General features: G+C 32.4%; 23 protein-coding genes and 2 other annotated features. Of the genes, 2 read left to right on the forward strand and 21 right to left on the reverse strand.

Features of this window, described 5'->3' with window-relative positions:
- Nucleotides 1–128 precede the first annotated feature (128 nt).
- From obgE to ACFVRR_RS12650, 6 genes are all read right to left on the reverse strand, one after another.
- Nucleotides 129–1,415 (reverse strand): GTPase ObgE, encoded by a 1,287-nt coding sequence (gene obgE, locus ACFVRR_RS12625; RefSeq protein ID WP_387328837.1) that lies wholly within the window; start codon nucleotides 1,413–1,415, stop codon nucleotides 129–131.
- Between the two features lie 21 nt (nucleotides 1,416–1,436).
- Nucleotides 1,437–1,979 (reverse strand): Spo0B C-terminal domain-containing protein, encoded by a 543-nt coding sequence (locus tag ACFVRR_RS12630; protein ID WP_069035176.1) that lies wholly within the window; start codon nucleotides 1,977–1,979, stop codon nucleotides 1,437–1,439.
- 255 nt (nucleotides 1,980–2,234) lie between these two features.
- Nucleotides 2,235–2,525, reverse strand: a complete 291-nt coding sequence (gene rpmA, locus ACFVRR_RS12635) for a 50S ribosomal protein L27 (RefSeq protein WP_025672162.1) — start codon at nucleotides 2,523–2,525, stop codon at nucleotides 2,235–2,237.
- A gap of 16 nt (nucleotides 2,526–2,541) precedes the next feature.
- Nucleotides 2,542–2,877: a ribosomal-processing cysteine protease Prp gene (locus ACFVRR_RS12640; protein WP_097978911.1), complete on the reverse strand. Its 336-nt coding sequence runs from the start codon at nucleotides 2,875–2,877 to the stop codon at nucleotides 2,542–2,544.
- Between the two features lie 9 nt (nucleotides 2,878–2,886).
- Nucleotides 2,887–3,195 carry a 50S ribosomal protein L21 gene (rplU, locus tag ACFVRR_RS12645; RefSeq protein ID WP_025672164.1) on the reverse strand — a complete coding sequence of 103 codons (309 nt, stop codon included), beginning with the start codon at nucleotides 3,193–3,195 and terminating at the stop codon, nucleotides 2,887–2,889.
- Nucleotides 3,196–3,208: 13 nt separating this feature from the next.
- Nucleotides 3,209–3,286: a sequence feature (ribosomal protein L21 leader region), on the reverse strand.
- A gap of 61 nt (nucleotides 3,287–3,347) precedes the next feature.
- Nucleotides 3,348–4,805: an Rne/Rng family ribonuclease gene (locus tag ACFVRR_RS12650; RefSeq protein ID WP_387328844.1), complete on the reverse strand. Its 1,458-nt coding sequence runs from the start codon at nucleotides 4,803–4,805 to the stop codon at nucleotides 3,348–3,350.
- Between the two features lie 206 nt (nucleotides 4,806–5,011).
- Between ACFVRR_RS12650 and ACFVRR_RS12655 the strand changes: the two genes are divergently transcribed.
- A complete protein-coding gene (locus ACFVRR_RS12655; RefSeq protein ID WP_387328847.1) occupies nucleotides 5,012–5,578 on the forward strand; it encodes a glycosyltransferase family A protein in 567 nt (188 codons plus the stop codon).
- 153 nt (nucleotides 5,579–5,731) lie between these two features.
- Here the strand turns inward: ACFVRR_RS12655 and ACFVRR_RS12660 are convergent, their stop codons facing one another.
- From ACFVRR_RS12660 to ACFVRR_RS12720, 13 genes are all read right to left on the reverse strand, one after another.
- Entirely contained in the window at nucleotides 5,732–6,592 is an 861-nt protein-coding gene (locus ACFVRR_RS12660) for a site-2 protease family protein (protein WP_387328850.1), read from the reverse strand.
- On the reverse strand, nucleotides 6,585–7,361 hold the full coding sequence (locus tag ACFVRR_RS12665) for a M23 family metallopeptidase (RefSeq protein ID WP_286133681.1): 777 nt from the start codon (nucleotides 7,359–7,361) through the stop codon (nucleotides 6,585–6,587). Before ACFVRR_RS12665 ends, ACFVRR_RS12660 begins: the two co-directional genes overlap by 8 nt.
- 169 nt (nucleotides 7,362–7,530) lie before the next feature.
- Nucleotides 7,531–8,325, reverse strand: coding sequence for a septum site-determining protein MinD (gene minD / locus ACFVRR_RS12670; protein WP_097978915.1), 795 nt, complete (start codon nucleotides 8,323–8,325; stop codon nucleotides 7,531–7,533).
- Between the two features lie 2 nt (nucleotides 8,326–8,327).
- Complete coding sequence (gene minC, locus ACFVRR_RS12675; RefSeq protein ID WP_088014420.1) at nucleotides 8,328–9,014, reverse strand: septum site-determining protein MinC; 687 nt, start codon at nucleotides 9,012–9,014, stop codon at nucleotides 8,328–8,330.
- Between the two features lie 47 nt (nucleotides 9,015–9,061).
- A complete protein-coding gene (gene mreD, locus ACFVRR_RS12680; protein WP_387328855.1) occupies nucleotides 9,062–9,580 on the reverse strand; it encodes a rod shape-determining protein MreD in 519 nt (172 codons plus the stop codon).
- 7 nt (nucleotides 9,581–9,587) lie between these two features.
- On the reverse strand, nucleotides 9,588–10,442 hold the full coding sequence (gene mreC, locus ACFVRR_RS12685; RefSeq protein ID WP_387328859.1) for a rod shape-determining protein MreC: 855 nt from the start codon (nucleotides 10,440–10,442) through the stop codon (nucleotides 9,588–9,590).
- 175 nt (nucleotides 10,443–10,617) lie between these two features.
- A complete protein-coding gene (locus tag ACFVRR_RS12690) occupies nucleotides 10,618–11,658 on the reverse strand; it encodes a rod shape-determining protein (RefSeq protein WP_387328862.1) in 1,041 nt (346 codons plus the stop codon).
- Between the two features lie 135 nt (nucleotides 11,659–11,793).
- Complete coding sequence (gene radC / locus ACFVRR_RS12695; RefSeq protein WP_387328865.1) at nucleotides 11,794–12,480, reverse strand: RadC family protein; 687 nt, start codon at nucleotides 12,478–12,480, stop codon at nucleotides 11,794–11,796.
- A gap of 21 nt (nucleotides 12,481–12,501) precedes the next feature.
- Nucleotides 12,502–13,062, reverse strand: a complete 561-nt coding sequence (locus tag ACFVRR_RS12700; RefSeq protein ID WP_098426878.1) for a Maf family protein — start codon at nucleotides 13,060–13,062, stop codon at nucleotides 12,502–12,504.
- Nucleotides 13,063–14,154: 1,092 nt separating this feature from the next.
- Nucleotides 14,155–15,129 (reverse strand): hypothetical protein, encoded by a 975-nt coding sequence (locus tag ACFVRR_RS12705; RefSeq protein ID WP_387328869.1) that lies wholly within the window; start codon nucleotides 15,127–15,129, stop codon nucleotides 14,155–14,157.
- 179 nt (nucleotides 15,130–15,308) lie between these two features.
- On the reverse strand, nucleotides 15,309–17,024 hold the full coding sequence (locus ACFVRR_RS12710; protein WP_387328872.1) for a sensor domain-containing diguanylate cyclase: 1,716 nt from the start codon (nucleotides 17,022–17,024) through the stop codon (nucleotides 15,309–15,311).
- Between the two features lie 24 nt (nucleotides 17,025–17,048).
- The gene (locus tag ACFVRR_RS12715; protein ID WP_387328875.1) at nucleotides 17,049–18,350 is read right to left on the reverse strand and encodes a bifunctional folylpolyglutamate synthase/dihydrofolate synthase; all 1,302 of its coding nucleotides are present in this window, start codon (nucleotides 18,348–18,350) and stop codon (nucleotides 17,049–17,051) included.
- A gap of 105 nt (nucleotides 18,351–18,455) precedes the next feature.
- Nucleotides 18,456–21,098 (reverse strand): valine--tRNA ligase, encoded by a 2,643-nt coding sequence (locus ACFVRR_RS12720; RefSeq protein WP_387328878.1) that lies wholly within the window; start codon nucleotides 21,096–21,098, stop codon nucleotides 18,456–18,458.
- 55 nt (nucleotides 21,099–21,153) lie between these two features.
- Nucleotides 21,154–21,390, reverse strand: a binding site (T-box leader).
- Nucleotides 21,391–21,617: 227 nt separating this feature from the next.
- On the opposite strand from ACFVRR_RS12720, the gene ACFVRR_RS12725 reads away from it, so the two are divergent.
- A complete protein-coding gene (locus ACFVRR_RS12725; protein WP_387328881.1) occupies nucleotides 21,618–22,382 on the forward strand; it encodes a sporulation protein in 765 nt (254 codons plus the stop codon).
- A 95-nt stretch (nucleotides 22,383–22,477) separates the two neighbouring features.
- Here ACFVRR_RS12725 and ysxE read toward each other — a convergent pair whose 3' ends face one another.
- A complete protein-coding gene (gene ysxE / locus ACFVRR_RS12730) occupies nucleotides 22,478–23,509 on the reverse strand; it encodes a spore coat protein YsxE (protein WP_176522644.1) in 1,032 nt (343 codons plus the stop codon).
- Nucleotides 23,510–23,595: 86 nt separating this feature from the next.
- Nucleotides 23,596–25,404, reverse strand: a complete 1,809-nt coding sequence (locus ACFVRR_RS12735; protein WP_387328886.1) for a LysM peptidoglycan-binding domain-containing protein — start codon at nucleotides 25,402–25,404, stop codon at nucleotides 23,596–23,598.
- Nucleotides 25,405–25,581 lie beyond the last annotated feature (177 nt).

Raw genomic sequence — 25,581 nt, forward strand, 5'->3', positions numbered from 1 at the left:
AAGAAATTAAATAACCTTAGCCCTATTGAATACAGGGCTAAGGCTGCTTAAAGTAATACCTTTTTTATAGTGTCTACTTGACAGGGGTAAGTCCAAAATTTGGACACCCTCTTTTTATACAGGAATTATTAATCGATAAATTCGAATTCGTATTCAGAAATTTTAACGATATCTCCGTTTTTCGCGCCACGTTGACGTAGAGCTTCATCAATCCCCATTCCACGCATTTGACGTGCAAATCGACGAATTGACTCTTCACGTTCAAAGTTAGTCATTTTGAATAGTTTTTCAAGCTCTTCACCTTTAACGACGAACGTTCCATCACTGTCACGAGTAATCTCAAAAGTAGGTTCTTCTTTTTGATATTTATAAAGAACTCGTAATGGTTTATCTTCCTCTTCGTCATGAAGTGGGAATTCTGGAGTTGTTTCAACTAAATCTGCAACTGTAAATAATAAATCACGTAAACCTTGACGTGTTACCGCAGAAATTGGGAAAATTTGAACTTCATCTCCAACTTGTTCTTTAAACTTAATTAAGTTTTCTTCAGCTTCTGGAATATCCATTTTATTTGCAACGACTACTTGAGGTCGTTCAGTTAAACGTAAATTATATTCTTTTAGCTCTTGATTAATTGTTAAGTAATCATCATACGGGTCTCTGCCTTCAAGACCTGACATATCAATTACATGAACAATTACACGTGTTCTTTCAATATGACGTAGGAATTGATGCCCAAGTCCAACGCCTTGATGTGCTCCTTCAATTAACCCTGGTAAATCGGCCATTACAAAACTTCGATTATCTTCTGTTTCTACAACACCTAAATTAGGAACAATTGTTGTAAAATGATAATCAGCGATTTTTGGTCTAGCAGAACTTACAACAGATAGTAATGTAGATTTACCAACACTTGGGAAACCAACTAATCCAACGTCAGCTAAAACTTTAAGTTCTAGTTTAATGTTTCTTTCCTTACCTGGCTCACCATTTTCAGCTATTTCTGGAGCCGGATTTGCAGGCGATGCAAATCGACTATTTCCACGGCCTCCACGGCCTCCTCTTGCAATAATAGCTGTTTGACCATCCATTGTAAGGTCAGCTATTAATTCACCTGAATCAGCATCTGTTACGATCGTCCCAGGTGGTACTTTTACAATCATATCTTCTGCATTTTTACCATGTTGGTTTTTAGACATACCATGTTGACCACGATCTGCTTTAAAATGACGTTTATAACGGAAATCCATTAATGTTCTTAAGCCTTCATCTACTATAAATACAACATTAGCTCCCCTACCACCGTCTCCACCAGCAGGGCCACCTTTTGGAACATATTTTTCACGACGGAAGGCTACCATACCGTTTCCACCGTCTCCACCTTTTACATATATCTTGACTTGATCAATAAACATAATTATAAATCCACCACTCTTTTATTTTTCCATTTTAAATTCGATACTGCACTCTTCTGTCTCACAAAAATATGACATCATTCTAATTTTTGAGCTGTCATTTGATGATGAAACAATCCACTTCAACATATCTTCTTTCTTTGTTAGTTTACCTCTGAAGTCAAAAAAGAAACTAACTGTTTTATCATTTATTTCAATTGTTAAACTAACAAAATTTTCCTCATAAATATGTACCCAAGATTCTAGTTTTTCTAAAAAGTTTTGAATCCATACTGTCATCACTTCGTCTAAATTTTTAAGAGAACATGGTTCTCCTAAAATTTCATAATCTAGTACAATTGTACGAGGCTTCCAGTTATAGGTAATGATAAATTCTGCAAACTCTGGAATTTGTAACGAACAAATTTTAGCTTCATTCAAAGAATCAGCAACAATTTTTGTAATCGTTTCTTCTAGCTGGTCAGATTGACCTGTGGCCATGTATCCTTTTATTAATTGAATTCGATTTAACCAATCATGACGTGAATGTCTTAATACCTCTAGAACGTCCCATTTCTCCTGCATTGTATTCTCCTATAGGTTTACATTTTTGGTATTTATGAAGGTAATAAAAAAGTTAGACTCGGCATTTTGATTGAACATTTTGAAAGTCTCAAACTAGTGTGTAGCTTGTAAAATGCCGAGTCTTTGGAGCATATTGTTTGAGAGGTTGCTATAACAAAACCTATTTCCATGTTGAATAGCAATTTATTATAAATAAAAATGTCTTAAGTACAGAAAAACTCTAACCTAAAAGGTTAGAGTTTCTAAGTTAGTTTCTTAAGCTTCTTGAGCTACAGGGTATACACTTACTTGTTTGCGGTCACGGCCTAAACGTTCGAATTTAACTACGCCATCAACCTTCGCAAATAATGTATCATCTCCACCACGACCAACGTTTACACCTGGATAAATCTTAGTGCCGCGTTGACGGTAAAGAATTGAACCACCAGTTACGAATTGTCCATCAGCACGTTTAGCGCCAAGACGTTTTGACATTGAGTCACGACCGTTTTTTGTAGAACCTACTCCCTTTTTAGAAGCAAATAACTGAAGATTTAATTTTAACATGGTTACACCTCCTGTTTTACTCGTTTATAGTGACATAGTCACCGTAACTTGCAGCGATAGTTTGTAAAGATACGATCATCGCTTCAAGGATAAGTTGCGCTTTTTGCATATTTTCTTCATTTAAATCAATCGGTAATTGATACTTCAAGAAACCTTTCTTTTCATCAATCACTGTATTTAATTCCGAATCTATACGGCAAATTGCTTCCAAAGCATTTACAGTTCCTACTGAAACTGCTGATATACCGGCACAAACAATGTCAGTTCCGGCATCAGAAAAAAATGCATGTCCACTTATTTTAAAGGAACCTATACGTCCATCTTTTAAACGTTCAATTGTTATTTTAGTCATTACTTAAAATTAAGCGTTGATTTTTTCGATAACAACTTTAGTGTAAGGTTGACGATGACCTTGCTTACGACGGTAGTTCTTTTTAGATTTGTATTTGAATACAAGAATCTTTTTAGCTTTACCGTTCTTTTCAACTTTTGCAGTTACAGTAGCTCCTTCAACAGTTGGGCTACCAACTTTGATGTTTTCGCCACCTACGAATAAAACTTTGTCGAATGTTACAGTTTCACCTGCGTTAGTATCAAGTTTTTCGATGTAGATTGCTTGACCTTCTTCAACTTTGATTTGTTTACCACCAGTTTCAATAATTGCGTACATAATTGCACCTCCTCAATAGTCTAAGACTCGCCACCAATAGGCATGCTAAAAATAGCAATTTAATACCTATTATGCGCGGTTGTAGCACGGGTGCGCTACAAACAATAACATTATGATGTTACCATGGCGTATGTCGAATGTCAACAACTTCTTCAGTTAATGGCTGTTTCTAAATAGCTGGTGATTTCCTTGGTCGTACCAGTTCGAACTATATGATAAAAAGGTGTTTTTGAAGATAAAATTTTTAAACAGATTTTTATAAACATTGCTTTTTCTAGTCTTTGTACATGATTATTTTGATCTCCATTTAACGCTTTTGCGACATCCTCACTACATTCAACAAGTAAAGCCTCAATATCACGACTTGTTGAGAGCTCCCAAAGCGCTCGTTCTAGCTCAAAAACTGTCTGAACTGTGTTTTTTACAAGCCCACTACCATTACACTCAGGGCACTTTTGATGTGTTGCTTCGATATGTGAATGAGCTGTTCTTTTGCGTGTAAGTTCAAATAAACCAAGGTCAGAAAATCCAAATAGCTTTGTATATGCTCGATCATTTTTAAAGGCTTCCTTTAATTGATCGCCTATACTTTTTTGTTGTTCAACGGACTTCATATTTATAAAATCAATAATTATCATTCCACCAATATCACGAAGCCTTAGTTGGCGAACAATCTCAATTGCAGCTAATTGATTTGTATGATATACAGTTTCTTCACGATTATTTTTCCCGCTAAATTTACCTGTATTTACATCGATCACTGTCATAGCTTCAGTTTGCTCGATTAGAAGAAATGAACCATTTTTTAACCATACAATTTGTTTAAAAGATTTCTCTATTTGTTCTTCAATTTTAAATGCCACAAAAATATTTTCATTTCCTCTATAACTAATTATTTGAAGATCTTCAGGCAAATATTTTTTATAAGCAGCTAAATCATCAATGATTAATTCACTGATTGTATCTTTAGGATGTAATTTAAAAAACTTAGTAAACAAGGAATTCGCTTCCCATACACATGTGATTTTTTTAAAGCTTTGATTTTTTAATGAATCATAAAATGTTTGAAAGCTTTTTAACTCATTTAAAATCACATCTGATTCAACATTTTCACATGAAGATCTGAAAATTAGCCCCTCATTCTCACTAGTGTAATCTCGGCCTAATGAGTATAATTTATTTCGTTTCGATTCTTTTTTTATTTTATTTGAAACAGCAACTTGTTTTGTAAGAGGGAAATATACAACGTAATCACCAGAGAACTCAAGATTATTTGTAAGCTTAGGACCTTTCTCATCAAACGCATCCTTTATGACTTGAACCAAAATATATTGTCCTTTTTGGAACTTTTTTCTTATTAATTCGTCTTTATTGATTTCAGATTCTTTACCCTCGACTGTATCTTCGAATCTCATGAAGCCATTTTTATTTAAACCAATATTTACAAAAATTGCATTTAATTTCGGCATTACTTCTTGGATTTGTCCTACATATATATTTCCTACATATGTTTTTTGGTCTGCAGAAGAAAACCATTCAACTAGCTGTTCATTTTCAATTACAGCAATTCTTTTCTCTGAATGTTTTACATTCATAATAACTTTCTTCAAATTCATCTTCCTAACTATGTATAGTATCTATCACATTTTATTCATTTAAGTAGGAAAAAGCTAGTTAATACAATCTAATTAGTTCGTCTACTCACATGAATAGTAGAAATTGTATATTATATTAAGATTTCACTTACATTTTCCCCTTTTCTTTTCCTGTATTACCCTTTCTTTTACTTAATCCTGATTTAGATTGGAGCGATTATATGGATATAATTCTATCAATTCTTATTCCAACTGTCCCCGAAAGAATGGGGTATTTAAATAATATTATTAATGAATTAGATAAACAGAGTAAAGCATATCCAGTTGAAATATTAGTACTTTTAGAAAATAAAAAAAGAAGCATTGGTGAAAAGAGAAATGTTCTAATTGAGCAAGCAAAAGGAGATTATGTAGTTTTTATAGATGACGATGATCGGATAGAACCAAATTATATCGAATTATTGTGCTCAGCAATCAATGAAACGCCAAATGTTGACTGTATTGTATTTGACGTTTTAGTAAATTTTAATAACCAATTTTCTAAAATTTGTAAATATGGGAAAGAGTTTGCACATGGGGAAGATGAAAATTATTATTATCGAAAACCAAATCATTTAATGTGCTATTCAAAAAAGATTGCCTCGGCACATAAATTTCTTAATATTAGTTTTGGAGAAGACGATGAATGGGGCAGACGAGTTTCAAACGATATAATTATTCAAAAAAGGATCCCTTCTATACTGTATTACTATGACTATATTCCAAAAGACTCCTCGTGGTATGTATAGTAATAATTGAATAAACTTAATTAAAAAATGGCCTCTCCTAGAGACCATCTTTTTTGTTTGCTATTGGAATGCTTATTTTAATTTTCAACACTATAAAGATGGCTTCATATCAGCCATCTTGAGTTTATAGAAAATGTAATAAATAATTGAAATCTAACTAATTAACTCTTCAAGCGAGTAGGTTGCTTTCTTCTCAGTAAAATAAGCATGTAATAATTCATTTTCATCTAACATTTGTTGATTTTTTTTATCAAGAGAAAAGACGACGTTGTATTTATATCCTTTTTGAAAGTTAGAAAAAACTTGAAATAATTTTGTTTCTTTATTCAAGGAGATCGATTTAATTTTTTGGATATATTGTTCATTTCCATAAAACCGTTCCATTAAAAATCGTATAACAACAAAATGCCTATTTTTCCATTCTCCCCATAAGGAAACGATTAAAAATAATAGACAAACCCAAATTGTAATATTCATAGGCTGTATGATGATTGTAAGTAATGAGGATAACAATAAAAATACAAATGATGAGTACAAGCTATATATATGAGCTTTAACGAACGGAAAGATCAATGAAAATAACTGATAGATTAATTTTCCACCGTCTAATGGCCATATTGGTAATAAATTAAAACAAAGAATACTAATATTGTAATTGATAAAAAGCGTATAGAGGTTTTCAGGCATTAAATTCATTTGAAATAGGAAGTTAGCGATTATATATAAAGTTAAATGTTGAATGGGGCCAGAGATTGTAACAATAAACTCCTCGTAGGTTGGTCGATTTCCATGTTCATCAAGATCTACAACCCCCCCAAAGGGAAGTAGCGTAATTTTATTTATTCTCCAATTAAATGAAGTAGCAGCAATGGCGTGACCTAATTCGTGGCAGAAAATGATAATTGATACAAACAATACTGACCAAAAATTAGCTGTCAAAATACCAATACATGCAATTAATAAATACAGTGGATGAACAGAAATTTTGGAAGGAAGAGTTAGCCATTTATTCAAATGGAATCACCTGTTTCGGATCTATAAATTTTTCCCCCATTTTAATTGCGAAATAATAAGTACCTAGATTCCCTTCATCATTGGATGATACCGTTCCGATAACCTTTTTACTATCCACTTCGTCATAAACTTTTACGTTAGTTGTTCCTAATTTTCCGTACCAAGATTCTGAACCATCGGCGTGTTGAATAATGACCGTATTTCCTAAATTATCTTTCTTTCCTACAAAAAGTACTCGACCTTTTTTGATTGACTCTACTTTTTGGTTAGCTTCAGTTTGAATCAATATACCTTGGCCGTCCGTTTTAAAACTTTGCAGTACTTTACCACTTGCAGGAACAGCATAATTATCATTTCCAGCATTGTCTTTTTGATCATTTAATTGCGGTAAAAAAGCAATAGGACTTCCAAACCGATCTTCATACCATTTCTGTAATGAAGCAAACTGAAATTCACTTTCATAAACTTGTGAAAGACCATGCCGAACTTGAGATGCCATAGGTGAGTTACTTTTTAAGATGATGGCTAAAGCTAGTACAATAATCGCGCATAGTAAACTTCTAAACATAAAGTTAGAGTTATTCATTATTTTCTTACCTTGCTCTTCTACCAAATCATCATAAGTATAAGTGTATCCGCCCTCAGTATTTTGCACTTCTTTTACCGGAAATTTGCTCATCATTTGATTCGGATTCGGGTTTCCCCATTTTTCTTCTTGTTCACGCCGTTTAGCGATCCGCTTTCTTATATCATCTACGCGCTTACTCAAAGTGTCACCTCTCCTCGCAAACTAGTTAATTAATTTATATGAATCAATAGGACAACTTATGAGTAGATAATTTGAAAAGTGGATAAAGCTATTAGGCAGTATTTTGGAAGAGATTAAAGAGGACTTTTGAAAAATAGAAAAAGAAAAACACTTCGCTTTTTACGAAGTGTTATCGAATACCAAATAATTTTTTCACTTTAAAGAAAATACTCTTTTCAGTTTCTAATGATTGTAATGGTACGGATTCCCCTAGCACTCTTCTTGCAATATTTCTATATGCAATAGAAGCTTTTGAATTTGGATTCATTGCTACAGGTTCACCACTATTAGTTGCCTTAATAACGCTTTCATCATCTTGAACAATACCAATTAAATCTACAGCTAACATTGAAGTAATTTCATCAACATCTAAGCTATCTCTATTTTCCATCATATGACTTCTAATACGATTGATTACTAGTTTAGGAGGCTCAATATCCTCTTGATCTAATAGTCCAATAATACGATCTGCATCACGAATTGAAGAAACTTCAGGAGTTGTAACAACGATCGCTTTATCTGCACCTGCTACTGCATTTTTATATCCTTGCTCAATACCAGCAGGGCAATCTATTAATATATAATCATAGTCTTTTTTTAATTCATCAACAAGCTCTCTCATTTGTTCAGGAGAAACAGCAGTTTTATCGCTTGTTTGTGCAGCAGGTAATAAATATAAGCACTCAAAACGCTTATCCTTTATTAGTGCCTGATGCGTTTTACAGCGCCCTTCAACTACGTCCACTAAATCATAGACGATGCGGTTTTCTAATCCCATGACAACGTCTAAGTTACGTAGGCCGATATCAGTGTCAATTAAGCACACTTTTTTTCCAAACATCGCTAATGCTGTTCCTAAATTTGCCGATGTAGTTGTTTTACCAACTCCACCTTTACCAGATGTAATTACTATAGCCTCTCCCACAGTTACATCATGCCCCTTTCTAACCTTGTCAAACTAGGTCTAAGATGAGTCAGAAATTGTATGCGATCGACAATGATTTGGCTGTCTTCGTTTATATACGCGCATTCCATCTCATTGCCTTCATCACCATAATGATCCGGTGCTCTGTTCATTATGCTGCAAATTCTCAACTGCATTGGTCTCATTATTGATGCCGCAATAACTGCCTCCTTATTACCATTAAAACCGGCATGAGCAGTACCTCTTAGTGCACCCATAATAAAGATATTTCCACCCGCAATAACAGTTCCACCTGGGTTAACATCACCGATTAACAGTAAATCACCTTTCACTTGGAGAATCTGACCGGATCTTACCATTCTACAAATAGGTACAATTTCCTCCCTTTTCATCCATTCAATAGCTTCTTGCTTCGAAATCACATTACTTTCGATTGTTTCAACCACAAGATTATTCTTTTTACGAACAATTGAACGAATAATTTCATCTTGTTCGGGAGATAAAAAACGATTTCCTATTTTTAAACGAACTGCAAGTAAGGGACGATCATTGCTCTCAAACAAGTGGGTAGACAGTCTTTCTTCAATTTCATCTACTAAAATTTGAAAAGAACATGTATCATCGAGGTGCAGTGTTAGACCATCTTTCGTTCCTTTTATTGTAACATATTGTTGCCTCTGTTCCATGATAAGTGTTCACCCCGATTGTATAATTCGACATGCACCAGAAAAATCCTTTATTTTTCCTCATTCTTTTCGCTAATCGTTCTTAATAATGATGAGAAAGGATATGCAAAAATTAATATAAATAGTGCATTCAGTAATAATGTCGGAAATAATCGATGATTCAAAAAGTATGTATTATTCATATTAGTAAATCCGAACAACGCATTTAATCCGTATACTAAATATTCTAAGGCTGCTGTCCATATTATAACAAGAATACTTCGTACGAATAAATTCGCGTAAAGTATTTTAATTGCTTGACTTATTAAAAAGATAAATAACGGAAAAGCAGCTAAATATATACCTATAATCTCTGTATAAACAATATCATAAATGAATCCAAAGATAACACCATAAATAAGCGCCTTCTTCGGATTGTAATATAATGTAATAAATAATAAACCAAAAAATAAAAAATGTGGAACAATTATCGCATTGTGACCAAGAATATTTGGCGATACAGTTGAAACATAAATATTTTCTAAAATAAACAGAAATGTTAAAAGGAGAGGTAAACCATACTTACTCATTTACTAATTACTCTCCTTTCTGTGGCTGATCAATTGAACGCTTAACAGCTAGTACATGATTTATGTCATTAAAATCTGCTTGCGGTTTAATATAAGCTGTTTGAGTTAGCCCATGTTCATCAGGAACAACTTCCTCAACTTTTCCTATCACTAGATTAGCTGGAAAAACACCACCAAGACCTGAAGTCACGACTGTTTGTCCTTTTTTTACTTTTGCATTTGAAGGAATTCGTTTAAATAATAAAGCTTGTTTCTCAACATCATAACCTTCTATCAAACCAAAAACCGTATCTTTTTGCTGAATTTTAGCAGAAATTCGATTTGTTCGATCTGAAGAACTTAATAATTGTACAGTTGATGAAAATTTAGAAACATTTTTAACTTTACCAATTAAGCCTTTAGAAGTGATAACTGCCATTTCTTTTTCAATTCCACTTATCGATCCTTTATCAATTGTAATGATTTGTTGCCATTTATCAGGATCTCTTATTGTTACTGTAGCTTGAAATGTATCATAATCACTTAAACTTTTTTTGATTCCCATCGTGTCTTTTAATTCTTTGTTTTCTTTTTCTAATGCTTTCTCACGTACAGATAATTCAACATATTTATCGAGCTTACTTTTCAAAACTTGATTTTCATCATATGTATCTTTTAAGTCTGCCATATTATTAAATAAACCCGCAATAAGTTGTGCGGGCTTATTAAATACTTTTTCAGTCAAACTTACTGTATCTTTAATAAACTGCTCAGGAATTGAAAGGTTTCTATTACTTCTTAAAGAATAACCTAGAAGTGCCACTAGTAAGATAATAGCAGCTAAGACAATCATTAAACGTTTATTTTGAAAAAATTGTGGCATTCTTACACCCTCTTATAACAATTCAACTTTTTGTTCTAACGATTTCATTAATGTAATCCTCACTAATTGTAGTGAGGATTACACACTTTTACTAATCTTCTTATTAAAGAACTTATTTAGTAGTTCAACCTTTTAGAAAACTAGCTTATTTTTTCAATACATTTTCCATTCAATTTTATCGATATTGACTTGAATTTGCACCAAAATTCTTTTTGAAAATATCGATATTATCTAACGCTTTACCTGTCCCCATTGCAACACAATCAAGAGGGTCTTCTGCAACTATTACAGGCATATTTGTTTCTTGAGCAATTACTTTGTCAATATTACGAAGAAGTGCTCCACCGCCTGTAAGAACGATTCCACGATCAATAATGTCCGCTGCTAATTCAGGTGGCGTTTTCTCTAAAGTATTTTTTACAGATTCAACAATTGCTTCTACTGTATCACTTAAAGCTACTGCAATTTCTTCTCCATGGATTGTAATTGTTTTAGGTAAACCTGAAATTAAATCACGACCACGAATATCCATTTGCTCATCTGATTCAGTTTTAATAGCTGAACCAATTTCAAGCTTTAACTGTTCGGCAGTACGTTCACCAATTGATAAGTTATAGTTCTTTTTAATATATTGGATAATCGCTTCGTCCATATCATCACCAGCAGTACGAATCGATTGGCTAGTAACGATTCCACCTAATGAGATAATTGCAACCTCTGTTGTTCCTCCACCAATATCAACAACCATACTTCCAGTTGGTTCCATAACCGGTAAATTAGCACCAATTGCTGCAGCAAAAGGTTCTTCAATTAAGAATGCATCACGTGCACCAGCTTGTCTTGTTGCATCAATAACAGCTCTTTTTTCAACAGCAGTAATACCTGATGGCACACATACCATTACATAAGGTTTACGTGAGAAAAATCCGTTGCTCTTTTGAGCTTGATCAATATAGTGCTTCATCATCGTTGCTGTTGTTTCAAAGTCAGCAATAACTCCATCCTTCATGGGTCTAGTCGCAACAACATTTCCTGGAGTACGACCAATCATAAGTTTTGCTGAACTCCCTACAGCAACAATTTGTTTCGTATCCGTCCTTAAAGCAACTACAGAAGGTTCTCTAACTACTATTCCTTTTCCTTTTACAAAGACTAAAGTATTCGCAGTACCTAAGTCTATTCCTAAATCACGAGTAAATCCACCTAATCCAAACATATGTATCTTCCTTTCTAAAACGTACAACTTAAATTCATATTTAAAGTATCTATACTATATTCTCTTATCGTTAGTAAATAACAGGTTTTTATCCATAACTTACATTATAAAACAATTAGCTACTAATGAACACCCTTAAACGTAACCTTTTTCTTTTAAACTGACATACTTATGTTCACCAATTATGATATGGTCTAGTAATTCAATTCCAATTATTTTTCCACATTCAACTAATCGTTTTGTTACTTCGATATCTTCTCGACTTGGAGTTGGATCCCCACTTGGATGATTGTGTAAACAAATAATCGTGCTAGCAGATCTACGAAAAGCTTCTTTAAAAACTTCACGAGGATGGACGATCGAAGCATTTAAACTACCTTTAAAAATAGTTTCGCGGGCAATAACTTGATTTTTCGTATTTAAGTATAAACATACAAAATGCTCTTGTTCAAGAAATCGCATTTCATCCATCATAAATTTAGCACAATCATCTGGACTTTTAATAATAAATCGTTCGTCATATTGAAGACGGTTTATCCTTTTTCCTAACTCAAAGGCAGCAATTAACTGTACAGCTTTCGCTTCACCGATCCCTTTAATATTTGATATTTCTTCAACAGACGCATTCATTAATAATCTTAGTCCATCAAATTTCAATAAAAGTTTGTTTGAAACTTTTAAAACCGATTCATTTTTTGTCCCAGTCCTTAATAAAATTGCAAGTAAATCTTGGTTAGACAAACTACCGGGACCAAATTTTAACAATCGCTCTCTTGGCCTTTCATCTTTCGGAAAATCTTTAATGAGAACCGAATTTGACAAAATATCACCTCAAATCAAAAGTTAAAAATTTAGTTCTCTTAGTTTTTTCTTAACTTTATTGATCGGAAGTCCAACAACAGAATAATAGTCGCCGTCTATTTTCTCTACAAATGTTCCGCCATATCCTTGTATGCCGTAAGAACCAGCTTTATCCATCGGTTCATTAGTATTGATATAATCAATTATTTCTTGATCACTTAGTTCACTAAAGGTAATTTTTGTACATTGATAAAAGCTACTACTTTTACCTTCATTAATAATTGAAACTCCAGTAAAAACCTCGTGTGTTTTTCCAGATAGCATTTTTAACATTGCAAATGCATCTTCTTTTGAGGTAGGCTTACCTAGTTTTTTATCATTATAAGTAACGATCGTATCAGCACCGATTACTACTGCATTTGGAAATTTATTGGATACATCTATAGCTTTTTCTTCCGCCAATTTCATTACAATCTCAGAAGACTGCAAGTTCTGCTCCATTACTTCTTCAACATCACTAGTTTCAATGATAAAAGGGATATTTAACATGCTAAGAAGTTCTTTTCTTCGAGGAGATGCAGAGGCTAATATAAGTTTTTTCATTTTCATTCACCTATTATTTAATTTTAAAGGAAGGATACAAGATTATCCTACCCAAGTAATCACTATAACACAAATTAGTAAAAAACACTTTTCGTTGTCTATTCGTTATTAAAATGTAATAAAAATGAAAGTTTTGTTAAGTATTAAAATACCCTAATAATAAAATTTCATTTTTAAATATTTTATGTCCAAATCCAGTCTTTTCGGAGTAAAATTTGCTTAAAATTTGAATAGATATCAATTTCTAGAAGAAGTTTTTAATGTTAATTATTAATTTCTTTCTTGAATTTGTAATAAAAAATACAATAACAAAAATTTTAATTCATTAGTGTAATCTAGCTCTTGAAAAGCATCTTTTCAATAAATTATCAAATTTTCGTAAAGGAGTAGTGATGTTGATTTCCACTACGGGATGCTCGCTTTCCATGGGGCGGGATTCTTTCGCCTCCTCGGCAAGCCTGCGGGGTCTCAGCCTTCCCGCTTATCCCATAGGAGTCGATCATCCCTCCGTTCCAATCAACTTATTCATCAAAAGAAGTCTACGATAAACTCTATTCAAATAGCCTTTACTTAGAGTAAACTAACAGTTGTTTATTAATCAGTTTGTAGAAATTAATATCGAACATTAATTAATAGACTAATCAATTGATTATGTTTTTCTAAAGATTGGCTCAATTAGTGTTAAAAATACTAACATTTAAAAAGATTATAGCATCCAAAAAATGATAATTTCATCATTAATAAATGGTCATTTAATGTCCGTTTTCTCTATTGACCATTTTATATTTCAACATTCTGGATTAAATGCTAATTTAATTCGTTTTCAATTGTGTATGTCAATTGAGATCGAACATCAACTTAAAAACTAATCATTAGAATTTATTTATCTGAAATTTACTCTTAATTTTTTAACTTCTATAAAACAATTACTATAGTTTGTTGGTTTATTGAGATTGTTTAAACACACATTAACATCTAAAATCTTAATAGTTCATCAAAATATTAAGTTTAACATCAATAATGTTCGACTTAATATTGCTTTCCTTAGTGACCGCTTTATATTTCAACAAACTAAAAATACACTAACAAAATTTAATTTGTTAGTGTATTTTTTTGTTCTTTTAATATTTTAAATAAGGATAACATGTCATATTGGACTGATTGGGTTACTTTATTTAGATTGTGCTTAGTATTTGAGGACATTACTTTTTCGATGTTTTGTAAATGCTTAAGTCCACTTAGTAATTGCTTATTTTTAATATAATCTTTTTGTTTAGACAAAATTAACATGGTTGAGCTTATTTGTTCAAGCTGTTTTTCGTTATTAAAGTTTTTATCTGTTAAGTACGATAACATAAAATTAAATGTTTCCACTTCAGCTTTATACATATCTACTGATTGTTTTGGGCCTTTGTATTCTTGCCCACCAACTGTTTCTTCTTTTAAATATGTGCTTTTTAATTTTTTCTTAACTTCATCTGCTAAAAACGTGCTATCTTTCCCGCTCAAAGCAATAACGACGAAAAAATTATTATTTTTTTCATAAATGACAGGGGTAAATCCATTTGTAGATACTTCTTTTTCATTTTTCTTAGCTGATTCCATACTTTTATACATTCCAACTTGTGCGAGATCAAACTTCACTGCTGGAATCTTCATTTGTACTTGATTTGTTGCTGTACCAGAAACCGATACACTATTTTTTGTTGGGTTAAGTGCATCTGGCTTTGATTGTTTAAATATGCCTAAAAATACAAACCCAAAACATAGTCCTATTAAACTTGCACCTATAATAGAAATAATAATACTTTTCGAAGGTGACTTCTTTGTGAAAAAAGAAATCTTCTTTTTCTTTTTCTCCTTCACCTTTTGCTCTGGCTTGATCTTTTTCTTCTTTTTAACATCATCTAAAACGATTACTTTTTTGCCTAACCCATCAGGAGTTGGTATAACCCATCCAAATTCCCCGTTCTTCTCCTCTACCTGATCTTGAGAAGTCACGGCACCTTCTTCAAACGCTTTTTCCTCGCCATTAATTTTAATTGATATCTTTGAGGACTTGTCCATATGAATCCTCCTACTACTTTATTTTAAAACGTAAAAAAATACTAACATATAATTCCAGAAAAACACGCCGACATTTGTCGAGGGCAAACAGGTATCGTGCAACAAAAAATTACAAAAACTTGCCCATTTTTTATCTACATAAATAAATAAATAAATAACTACCGTAGAATTCCCGGTGGTTATTTGCTATACATTGCCACTTTATTTCTTCCGGCATTTTTTGCTTTTGAATACATAGCTCTGTCGGCACATCGAATTAAGTCCGACGGTTCTGTCGCCACAAATGGTGCAACTGCTGCTCCTATACTTGCTGTTACTGTTAATTTAATCTGCTGATCTTCGTTAGTCATATGATTTGTAATGTAAAATGGAATAATTTCAAGTGATTTTCTAATTTCTTCTGCTAAATTATATGTTTCTCTTTCACTATGATTTACAAGAAGTACTGAAAATTCCTCTCCACCAAAGCGAGCAACTAAACCACTTTGCTTCACTACCATTTTAATCCGTCTTGCAACTTCAAATAATACTTCATTACCTGCTTGATGACCGTATTCGTCATTCACTTTTTTAAAATAATCTAAATCTATTAGGAGTAATGAAATTGACTTTATCTTGAATGATTTCAACTGTTCAAATTCATCTTTAATTTTAGATTCGAGATATTCAAAATTATATAAGCCGGTTAAAGAATCAGTTTCACTTCTGATTTTTGTTTGTAAGTAAAACCTTGCATTTTCAACCGCAATTGCGAGATATAATGCAAGTATTTCGATCAGAACTACTTGGTATTTTTTAAACGCATTTTTTTGTTCTGATGCAATTGTAAGTACACCAACTACTTCTTGATTTTTTATAATCGGGATTGATAATAAACTTTCTGCTTCTGAAAATTTTAAATGATCATTAGTGTCCCATTGTGATCGTCTGCTAAAACTATATCTTCTTTTTTCAAAAAAAACTTTTCTAGATATTGAACCTTCAAGCGTATCAAAGTAAGGACAACTAAATATTTTTTCATCACATTTATTTTGAAAATATCTTTTTAATTTAAGCGATTTATCTTCAACTATAAATAAATTTCCGTATGAAACTGGAATTAAAGTAGTAAGTTGTTCAAAAAACTCATCGATTACTTCCTCTTCTTCCATTCTTTGAGACAGTTTTTGACTTATTTTCATCGTTTTCTTTAAATATTTGTTCATATTTAAAGCAGAGGATAAAGAGTTTAAAATAATCATTAAAATAATATAGTAAATAGTTATGTAAATTATCGTAATATATCCTTTTGTCTCTAACATTAAATAAAGACTTATTCCGATTGGATACATTAATATATAGATAAACAAATCCCACTTAAATTCCCTATTAATCAATTTCATTTCTCTTTTATATAAGTAAATCGTAATAAAATAAATAACGATTTGATTAATCCAAAAAGAAACAAGAGTGTAAATGAGGATTGGAATTAAGCTGTTCAATAGTTCTTTAGTCCCAGTAGGTTCAATCTTTCCCCCAACTAAATAATAAAGTAGCGCACTACCAATAGAACATAATGCAAACATTAACGAATTAAGTGGCAATCGGTAGAGAGTTTTTTTTGTAATACTCAATCTTATATACAAAATCGAATAGGCTAATTGACTTATTAAAAGTTCTGCAACTAAACCATACGATAAAAAAACCAAAATTGAGATTCCGAAAATAAAAGAAAATGTAGCATCATTAATTTTAATTGGCATATTCGCTACAATTAGAAATAACGCAATTATAATTAAAAAATTTGAACGTTCTATATGTCTAAGAGGGCTAACCATATTAGCATAATAAAATATGATAGGCATTAGAATAATCCATGCGATCCAAATCAACCTATTACTATGCTTACTAATCAAGATTATGGGCCCTCCTTTACAATTCTAAGCGAATTTTTTTAGCAAATATCTTCTTACTACCGAGATAAAATATAAAGAACCGGTTATTAATAATATCTCGTCTTCCTGTATATCCTTTATATTCTTATCGATTGCAATAGATAAATCACTTTCATATTTTATATTAAGTGTATTAGCATTCGAAATTAATTCATCTTTATTCATCGCTCTAGGAAAATCAAAAGTTGTCATTACAATATTATTTGTTATACCTCGTAATTCTTTTAACATCTCTCGGGCATTTTTATCTTTCAAGGCAGAGAATAGAATCTTTATTTCCTTATCAAGAAAACGGTTATTCATCGTCTCCACTAAACTTTTAATTCCTTCAACATTATGTGCTCCATCAATATAAATGACAGGATTAGAAGCTATTCGTTCTAATCTACCTGCTTTTTGAGCTATTTTTAATCCTCTTTTGATATGATTTTCACTAAACTTCATTCCATATTTATTTTGTAATAATTGAACAACACAGATTGCGCAAGAAGCATTCCTAATTTGATGGTGCCCAAGCATCGATAGCTCAATATTTTCAATTAGCATTTCATTGCCTTTGTAATTAAACTTTTCATAAAGTGAATCTTTCAAAGGAGAAGCAAAAAAATGCTTATCATATTCAAAATAATCAGCTTCATTTTTAATTGCGGCATTTTGAATAATCGTTAAAGCTTTTTCTTTCAATTCTGCTGTAACAATTGGAATTCCCTTTTTAATAATTCCTGCCTTATGTTTAGTAATTTCCTCTATTGTTTCACCAAGTATTTGTTGATGATCATGGCCAATACTCGTAATAATACTAATTAAAGGTGTCATTACATTTGTGCAATCCTCTAACCCACCTAAACCAGCTTCTACTAAAAATATGTCATGTTCTTTTATTTTACCGAAAAAGTAAAAAGCCATTGTTGTAATGATTTCAAATTCAGTTGGAGCACCACAAGGCAACTGTTCAACTTCTTCAACAACTGGAATTATACAGTTTACTAGTTGAATAAATTCTTGTTCACTAATCATTTCACCGCAGAACATGATTTGTTCACGATAATCTAATATATATGGTGATGTAAAAGTTCCTACAGTATACCCTGCATCTAATAAAATGCTTTGAAGGAAAGTAATTGTAGAGCCTTTTCCATTCGTTCCTGCGACATGAATTGCTTTGACACTTAGCTGAGGATTTCCTAATCTAACTAGCATTTCTTCCATTCTTTGTAGCCCAGGTACAATACCAAATTTTGTTCTATTATACATCCATTTCAGTGCTTGCTCATATGTATTAATCATCTTAACCCTACCTTTATAGTAAAAAACGACGAATTCTTAACTCAATTCGTCGTTTTTATTTTACTAATATTTATTACAGTCGATTAGCTCGCCTGCTTAAACTACTTATTTACTTAGTTCTACAATTCGAGCTCTTACAGATTCTTGTTTTTCAAGATAATCTTTTTCTTTACGACGCTCTTCTTCAATAACTGCTGCAGGAGCTTTCGCTACAAATCCTTGGTTACTTAATTTCTTTTGAACTCGTTCAACTTCACTAGTCCATTTTTCTAATTCTTTCTCTAAGCGTTTTTTCTCTTCTTCAAGATTAATTAAACCTTCTAGAGGAAGATAAAGCTCAGCTCCACTAATTACTGCAGACATCGATTTTTCTGGTGCAGTTAAGTTAGTAGAAATTGTTAATTCTTCTGGATTACAGAAGCGCTCGATATATGAACGATTTTCTTCTAATGCAGCTGCAATCGTTTCATCCTTTGCAGAGATCATTAGTTGAACTTTTTTGCTCATTGGCGTGTTTACTTCTGCACGAATATTACGAACTGAACGAATTAACTCAACTAATATTTTCATCGTTTCAGAAGCTTCTTTATTTGTTAATTCCTCTCTAACTGTCGGCCAAGCAGAAACTGTAATAGACTCCCCTTGGTGTGGTAGAGATTGCCAAATTTCTTCAGTAACGAAAGGCATAAATGGATGTAAAAGCTTCATTGTACTTTCTAATACGTGTGCAAGAACTGAACGAGTCATATTTTTTGCATCTTCATTTTCACCGTATAAAGGAATCTTTGCCATTTCAATATACCAGTCACAAACATCGTCCCAAATGAAGTTATAAAGTACACGGCCAACTTCACCAAATTCATAACGATCGATTAAAGCTGTTACACTTTCAATTGTTTCATTTAAACGAGTTAAAATCCATTCATCAGCAACAGATTTTTCTTTCGTTAAATCGATATTTTCATATGTGAAGCCTTCCATATTCATTAAAGCAAAACGAGAAGCATTCCAAATTTTGTTTACAAAGTTCCAAGTAGCTTCAACTTTTTCAATACTGAAACGTAAATCTTGGCCCGGTGAACTTCCTGTTGTTAAGAAGTAACGTAATGAATCTGCTCCATATTTCTCAATAACATCCATTGGGTCAACACCATTACCAAGTGATTTACTCATTTTACGTCCTTGCTCATCACGTACTAAGCCATGAATTAAAACATCGTTAAATGGACGTTTACCAGTAAATTCAATTCCTTGGAAAATCATTCGTGATACCCAGAAGAAAATAATATCATAACCAGTTACTAATACATTTGTTGGGAAGTAAGCTTGGAAATCCTTACTTTCTTCATTTGGCCAACCTAAAGTTGAGAATGGCCATAATGCTGAACTGAACCAAGTATCTAAAACGTCGTTATCTTGATTCCAATTTTCAATATCAGCTGGTGGTTCTTGATTTACATAAATCTCACCAGTTTCTTTATGGTACCAAGCCGGAATACGGTGTCCCCACCATAATTGACGTGAAATACACCAGTCACGGATATTTTCCATCCAACGTAGATACGTTTTTTCAAAACGATCCGGTACAAATTTTACGCTATCATCAGAATTTTGTATTGCTACTGCAGCATCCGCTAGTGGTTGCATTTTAACAAACCATTGTGTTGATAAATATGGCTCAACAACCGCTCCGCTACGTTCACTATGACCTACAGAATGCATATGTTCTTCGATTTCAACAAGAACACCCATCTCTTGTAAATCTTTAACAATTTGTTTACGGCATTCAAAGCGATCCATACCATTGTATTTTCCTGCTTTTTCATTCATTGTACCATCTTCATTCATTACAAGAATGCGAGGTAAGTCATGACGGTTTCCAACTTCAAAATCATTCGGGTCATGGGCAGGAGTAATTTTTACAACTCCAGTACCAAATTCCATATCAACATAATCGTCAGCAATGATTGGAATTTCACGATTTACGATAGGAAGTGTAACAGTTTTACCAACCATTGATTTATATCTTTCGTCTTCTGGGTGAACCGCAATTGCAGTATCCCCAAGCATTGTTTCAGGACGAGTAGTTGCAATTTGAATTTTTCCAGTTCCGTCTGTTAATGGATATTGCATATGGTAGAATGCACCTTGAACATCCTTATAAATAACTTCGATATCTGATAAAGCTGTTTTTGTTGCTGGATCCCAGTTGATGATATATTCACCACGATAGATTAATCCTTTGTTGTATAGCTTAACGAATACTTCTTTTACTGCATCAGATAGACCCTCATCTAATGTGAATCTTTCACGAGAGTAATCTAGACCTAAACCAATTTTTTCCCATTGAGAACGAATGTGAGAAGCATATTCTTCTTTCCACTCCCAAGCTTTTTCTAGGAATTTTTCGCGTCCTAAATCATATCTTGATAAGCCTTCTTCTCGTAATTTCGCTTCAACTTTTGCTTGTGTAGCAATACCAGCATGGTCCATACCAGGTAAATAAAGTACGTCATAACCTTGCATTCGTTTAGTACGAGTTAAGATATCTTGTAATGTTGTATCCCAAGCATGACCTAAGTGTAATTTTCCAGTTACGTTTGGTGGAGGAATTACGATTGTATATTTCGGCTTTTCTGATTCCACTTGTGCTTCAAAGAATTTCCCATCTAACCAAAATTGGTAACGATCTTTTTCAACTAAATTCGGATCATATTTTGTTGGTAATGATTTTTTTGTTGTTTCCATTCGGATTCATCTCCTCTAATAATTATTGAAAAATAAAAAAACTCCACTCATCCTTGAAAAGGACGAATGGAGTTGAATTCGCGGTACCACCTTTTTTTGTCAGTAAAAACTTGTGTTTAACTGACACACTTAAAAAAGATAACGGATCATCCGGTAACTTCTAATCACAAAAAGCTTTCGAAGTCACTGCTCAAGGGCGACATTCCAACTCTATTTTCTAGAAACCTCCCACCAAATGGTTTCCTCTCTTTAAGAACTAGTTCGTTGTACTCTTCCCTATCATTGCATTTCATTATGAATATATGTAATAGTCTACAAAATTTACTTAAGCTTAGTCAACATTATTTCTAATTTCTTTCTAGATTATTCAATATGTGTCAATATCGTACCACATTTTTTAATACATAAAAAAAATACGACAAATAATTGTAATGATTATTTAACATTCTGGTATACTAGTACTTATTTAATTATGCGATAATTATATAGTATGTAGATATAATTTTTAGGGGGATATTCATGGGTTTATTTAAAAATACATTAGCTCGTGTTCTCGGAATCGGTGGAACGAGAATCGATACAAAGCTTGAAAAAACAGAATATCAAGCTGGTGAACGAGTAAAAGGTGAATTATATATAAAAGGTGGTCGAGTTAAACAAGAACTAGATTCCGTCTTTTTACATATAATGACTGAATATCAAGTTGAATCAAATGATAAGATTATTAATAAGAATGGTACTTTACAAAAATTTATCGTATCAGTTGATCGGATAATAAATGCAAATGAAGAAGTTGTTATTCCTTTCTTTTTCACCTTATCTGAAAATACACCAGTATCACTTCACAAATCCCATATTTGGATTAAAACTCATTTAGAAATAGAAAAAGCTGTTGACCAATATGATGCTGATGGCGTTCAAGTAGTGCCTTCAGTCGGCTTAAAAACGGTAATCCAGGCACTTCAAGAAGAAGGATTTGTATTAAGAGATAGTGAAAACAAAAAGAAATATGGGAAAATTATTCAAGAATTTGAATTTTACCCAATGAATGGCGAATTCCGTGGAAAATTAGAAGAGGTTGAAGTTAACTATTTAAGCTTTGACAAAACAGTCGACTTAATCCTACAACTTAATCAAAATCAAAAAGAATCAACTAGTAAATTTTCTAAATTATTTGGCTCTGATGAAAATAATGTTCGAATCTCTTTTTCAAAGGATCATATTACAGACAAGGATTTTGTACGTAAAAGTGTAGTAAATGCAATTAAACGTCATGTAAAATAATAAACATAAAAAACATCTATCCATGTTGCTAACATTTAGTGATACATTTTTTGGATAGATGTTTTTATTTTCTCTCTTAATAATGCAAATTGAACTTATAAACCATCTATAGATTTCTCTGCTTCAATATCCTCTTGTATTTTTGAGACAAAATATTCAATATTAATCATGTGCCAGTAAGCATTTAATAAATCTCTTACATTGTCTTTTTCATTATTAACCCCGGATCGCTTTAAATAGTTAGAAATTTTGGAAGAAAACTGAGTTGGATATGCCATATAACTTAAAAATAACATTCTTTCCTCTTCTCTTAATGAAAAATTCTTTTCATACATTTTAAGCCAATTATTACGATCAGATTGCTGAATAGGATATGTTTTAAAAGAATTCTTATAATAGTTCGTTAAATCTTGAATTGGTGTAGTTTCTTGTGCATTTTCTAGATTGATAAAGACACCTTCACCTCTTTTATTTACAAGAAAGTGAGAAATAGATAAATTCCCATGGTTCATGACAACTCTAGTATTTTCAGTTTCTTTCATTTTTTTAAACCATTCATCTAACTGTCCCTTAGCAAATTGATGTGCACTTAATATTTTATGAAAATACGTACAATAGCTTAGTTCATAAGGTGACATATACCAATTACCTTCTGCAGCCTCAATGAAATTTTCCAATACATCTTTATCTTTACTCCACCTTTTAGTTAACGTATCATAATGGATTTGTAATTGATCTTTATCTACCTTTTTCTCTTTCTGTGTACTGTTGTGCATCTTACCTAGTGAAGTAAACATTCGTTGAAAATGTAAATTCTCATCTGACTTTTCATCAACACTTTCAATCCACGGCATTAAATAGTAATGCTTCGTATTAAATTCAACAATATAATCTCCACTCTGGGTATGATATATTGGTACAACATTTCGAAAGCCTTTATCTTGTAAAGAACGAACATTTTCAATCAAATTATTTCGATAAACTCGATTCACATTTGCTTCTTTTAGTGCGAATACACCTTGATTCGTATAAATCTTAACGACCTTACCAACAGTTTCAAAATAATTTGGTACAATGTGATACTGTGCTAAAATGACGCTTATTTCATCTTTAGGTTTTCTATACAAGATGCGTCACTCTCACTTTCTAAATGCGTAAAAGCCTTGTATTAGTAGACAAGTGTCTTAACTAATACAAAGCTCTCACCATATGGTTATTGTTTTATAGCAGTTACAGGAATATAAATGATTTGCCCTTCCGATAAAAATTCATCATTCAAGTTATTAACCCGATTCAACTGCTGAGTTTGTAGGTTATATTTTTTAGCTACAGATTCAATTGTATCTCCATTTTGAGCTAAATATAATTTTAATTTAGTATAAGAATCTTCTCTTCCTTCGCCAGTAAACAAACTTGATAGTAGATTGTCACTTTTAACACTTCTTGCTTCACTTACTTCTTCTTTTACTTCCTTTTTACCAACTGGATCAGCTTTTATTTCTACTTTTGGTAATTCAGGTGGTGGTGCTTCTTGCTGCTCCACTTGAGCTTGATAATAATCCGCATAATATGGTGGTGTTTGACGAACATCATTTGGATTCTCAAAATTATTTTCTTGATTTACTTGAGGGAAGGGATTTTGATAGAATTGTTCCTGATTTTGATTATATGGAAATGGTGCTTGCTGATATTGTTGGTTAACATAAGGTTGATAGTTTTGCTCTAAAGTTCGATTATATAGTTCTTCATATTTTTCTATTTCTTTTTGAGCATTGTTTTCATTATTAGCATTTTGCAAATTACTAAAATCATTATCTAAGAAGCTAGGTCTACTATTTAAAGAATTGTTTAAATAGCTGTGTACATTAAAATCATTATTCAAGAAACTAGGTCGCTCATTATACGTATTATTTACATCGTTAGATACCTGTGCATCACTTTCACTTTGACTAGCTTCTGCATCATTATTATTCATTAAGAAGCTCGGTGTTGGATCCACTGCTTGTGGTTCTATTGCTTGTGGTTCCATCGCTTGTGGTTCCATCGCTTGCGGCTCTATTGCTTCAGCTGATATATTAAAGCCTCTAAATACTTCTTCATATTCTTCTTCCTCTTGGGCCTCTGATTGTTCTTCTAACTGTTCTGACTGCTCTGACTGGGCCATAATTTCAACATTAGATTGTTCTTCTACTTGTTGTTCCTCTTCATAACTTTGTTCATTGCTTTCTTCTAACTCATAATAATGTTCCACTTCATTTTCAACTGCTTCGACTCGATCTTCAACTACTTCTTCAGGCTGAAAAACCTCTAAGTAAGTAGGCTGCCCAGGATATGTGTCTTGTTCTTCTTGCTCATCATTCTCTTCAAGGGATTGAATCCAATCACTGCCGTAAAGATTATCTTGTTCACTTGTTTCCTGTTCTGAAGTAGGTTGATGAAAGAACTGGAATTGTTCTTCTTGTTCTCTATCTTCCTGATACACATATCCTTCATTTCCTTCATTACTTGAGCGATATTCGTTTTCGTATGCGTAGCTATTATATTGCTCATACCCTCTTTGTTCTTGATAAGTTTCTACTGCTCTATTATGGTCATGTAAACCAGAAATACATAAATCAGCAGCAATTTGAATACTACCTTTTTCAGCTATTTGAAAATCAAATGTCTCTACAGAAACACATAGATTTTCAAGATCAGTAATCCTAGTTAATGGTATTGAAATATCTACAGGGAACTGATGATTCATTTCACAACTTCCATCTTCAAGAGCGATTACATTTTCAATCATTCTTGAAGGTGCTAATTCTCTTAATGAGTAATAATCACCTTGATTTGATAAATCAGGTGTGTAATTACCTTCTAAGGTTAAGACACCCTTCACTTGAACATATTCTTCAAATTGCTGTATAGTAATGTCTGGATTTAACGAGAGTGACCTTACCTCTTTAACTTCCTGTCCTTTTTGGAACCAGACAGTTTCTTTCAATGAAAAGCGAATATTTGTTTGATTTTCTGAAGACACGTTAATGTCCTCCTCTCATCGTCCAATTTGGTCTATGACATTACATTTTTATGAAAGAAACGAAAAATTTATGAAGAAAAGATTGTTATTTTATATTAAGAAAGGTTTAATAATCGCTGGATTCAAGAAAAACAGTGATAAGGGAGTAGGAAAAAGAAAAATCAAAAGTGGTATTTA

The sequence above is a fragment of the Gottfriedia sp. NPDC057948 genome, assembly GCF_042887255.1.
Taxonomy (GTDB): domain Bacteria; phylum Bacillota; class Bacilli; order Bacillales; family Bacillaceae_G; genus Gottfriedia.

Excerpts from the sequence above, each read along its gene's own strand:
- obgE (WP_387328837.1), bottom strand. The coding sequence starts at position 1,415 with ATGTTTATTGATCAAGTCAAGATATATGTAAAAGGTGGAGACGGTGGA.
- ACFVRR_RS12715 (WP_387328875.1), bottom strand. The coding sequence starts at position 18,350 with ATGATTAATACATATGAGCAAGCACTGAAATGGATGTATAATAGAACA.
- ACFVRR_RS12705 (WP_387328869.1), bottom strand. The coding sequence starts at position 15,129 with ATGGACAAGTCCTCAAAGATATCAATTAAAATTAATGGCGAGGAAAAA.
- mreC (WP_387328859.1), bottom strand. The coding sequence starts at position 10,442 with ATGCCACAATTTTTTCAAAATAAACGTTTAATGATTGTCTTAGCTGCT.
- mreD (WP_387328855.1), bottom strand. The coding sequence starts at position 9,580 with ATGAGTAAGTATGGTTTACCTCTCCTTTTAACATTTCTGTTTATTTTA.
- ACFVRR_RS12640 (WP_097978911.1), bottom strand. The coding sequence starts at position 2,877 with ATGACTAAAATAACAATTGAACGTTTAAAAGATGGACGTATAGGTTCC.
- rpmA (WP_025672162.1), bottom strand. The coding sequence starts at position 2,525 with ATGTTAAAATTAAATCTTCAGTTATTTGCTTCTAAAAAGGGAGTAGGT.
- ACFVRR_RS12630 (WP_069035176.1), bottom strand. The coding sequence starts at position 1,979 with ATGCAGGAGAAATGGGACGTTCTAGAGGTATTAAGACATTCACGTCAT.
- ACFVRR_RS12655 (WP_387328847.1), top strand. The coding sequence starts at position 5,012 with ATGGATATAATTCTATCAATTCTTATTCCAACTGTCCCCGAAAGAATG.
- rplU (WP_025672164.1), bottom strand. The coding sequence starts at position 3,195 with ATGTACGCAATTATTGAAACTGGTGGTAAACAAATCAAAGTTGAAGAA.
- ACFVRR_RS12690 (WP_387328862.1), bottom strand. The coding sequence starts at position 11,658 with ATGTTTGGATTAGGTGGATTTACTCGTGATTTAGGAATAGACTTAGGT.
- ACFVRR_RS12700 (WP_098426878.1), bottom strand. The coding sequence starts at position 13,062 with ATGAAAAAACTTATATTAGCCTCTGCATCTCCTCGAAGAAAAGAACTT.
- ACFVRR_RS12720 (WP_387328878.1), bottom strand. The coding sequence starts at position 21,098 with ATGGAAACAACAAAAAAATCATTACCAACAAAATATGATCCGAATTTA.
- ACFVRR_RS12725 (WP_387328881.1), top strand. The coding sequence starts at position 21,618 with ATGGGTTTATTTAAAAATACATTAGCTCGTGTTCTCGGAATCGGTGGA.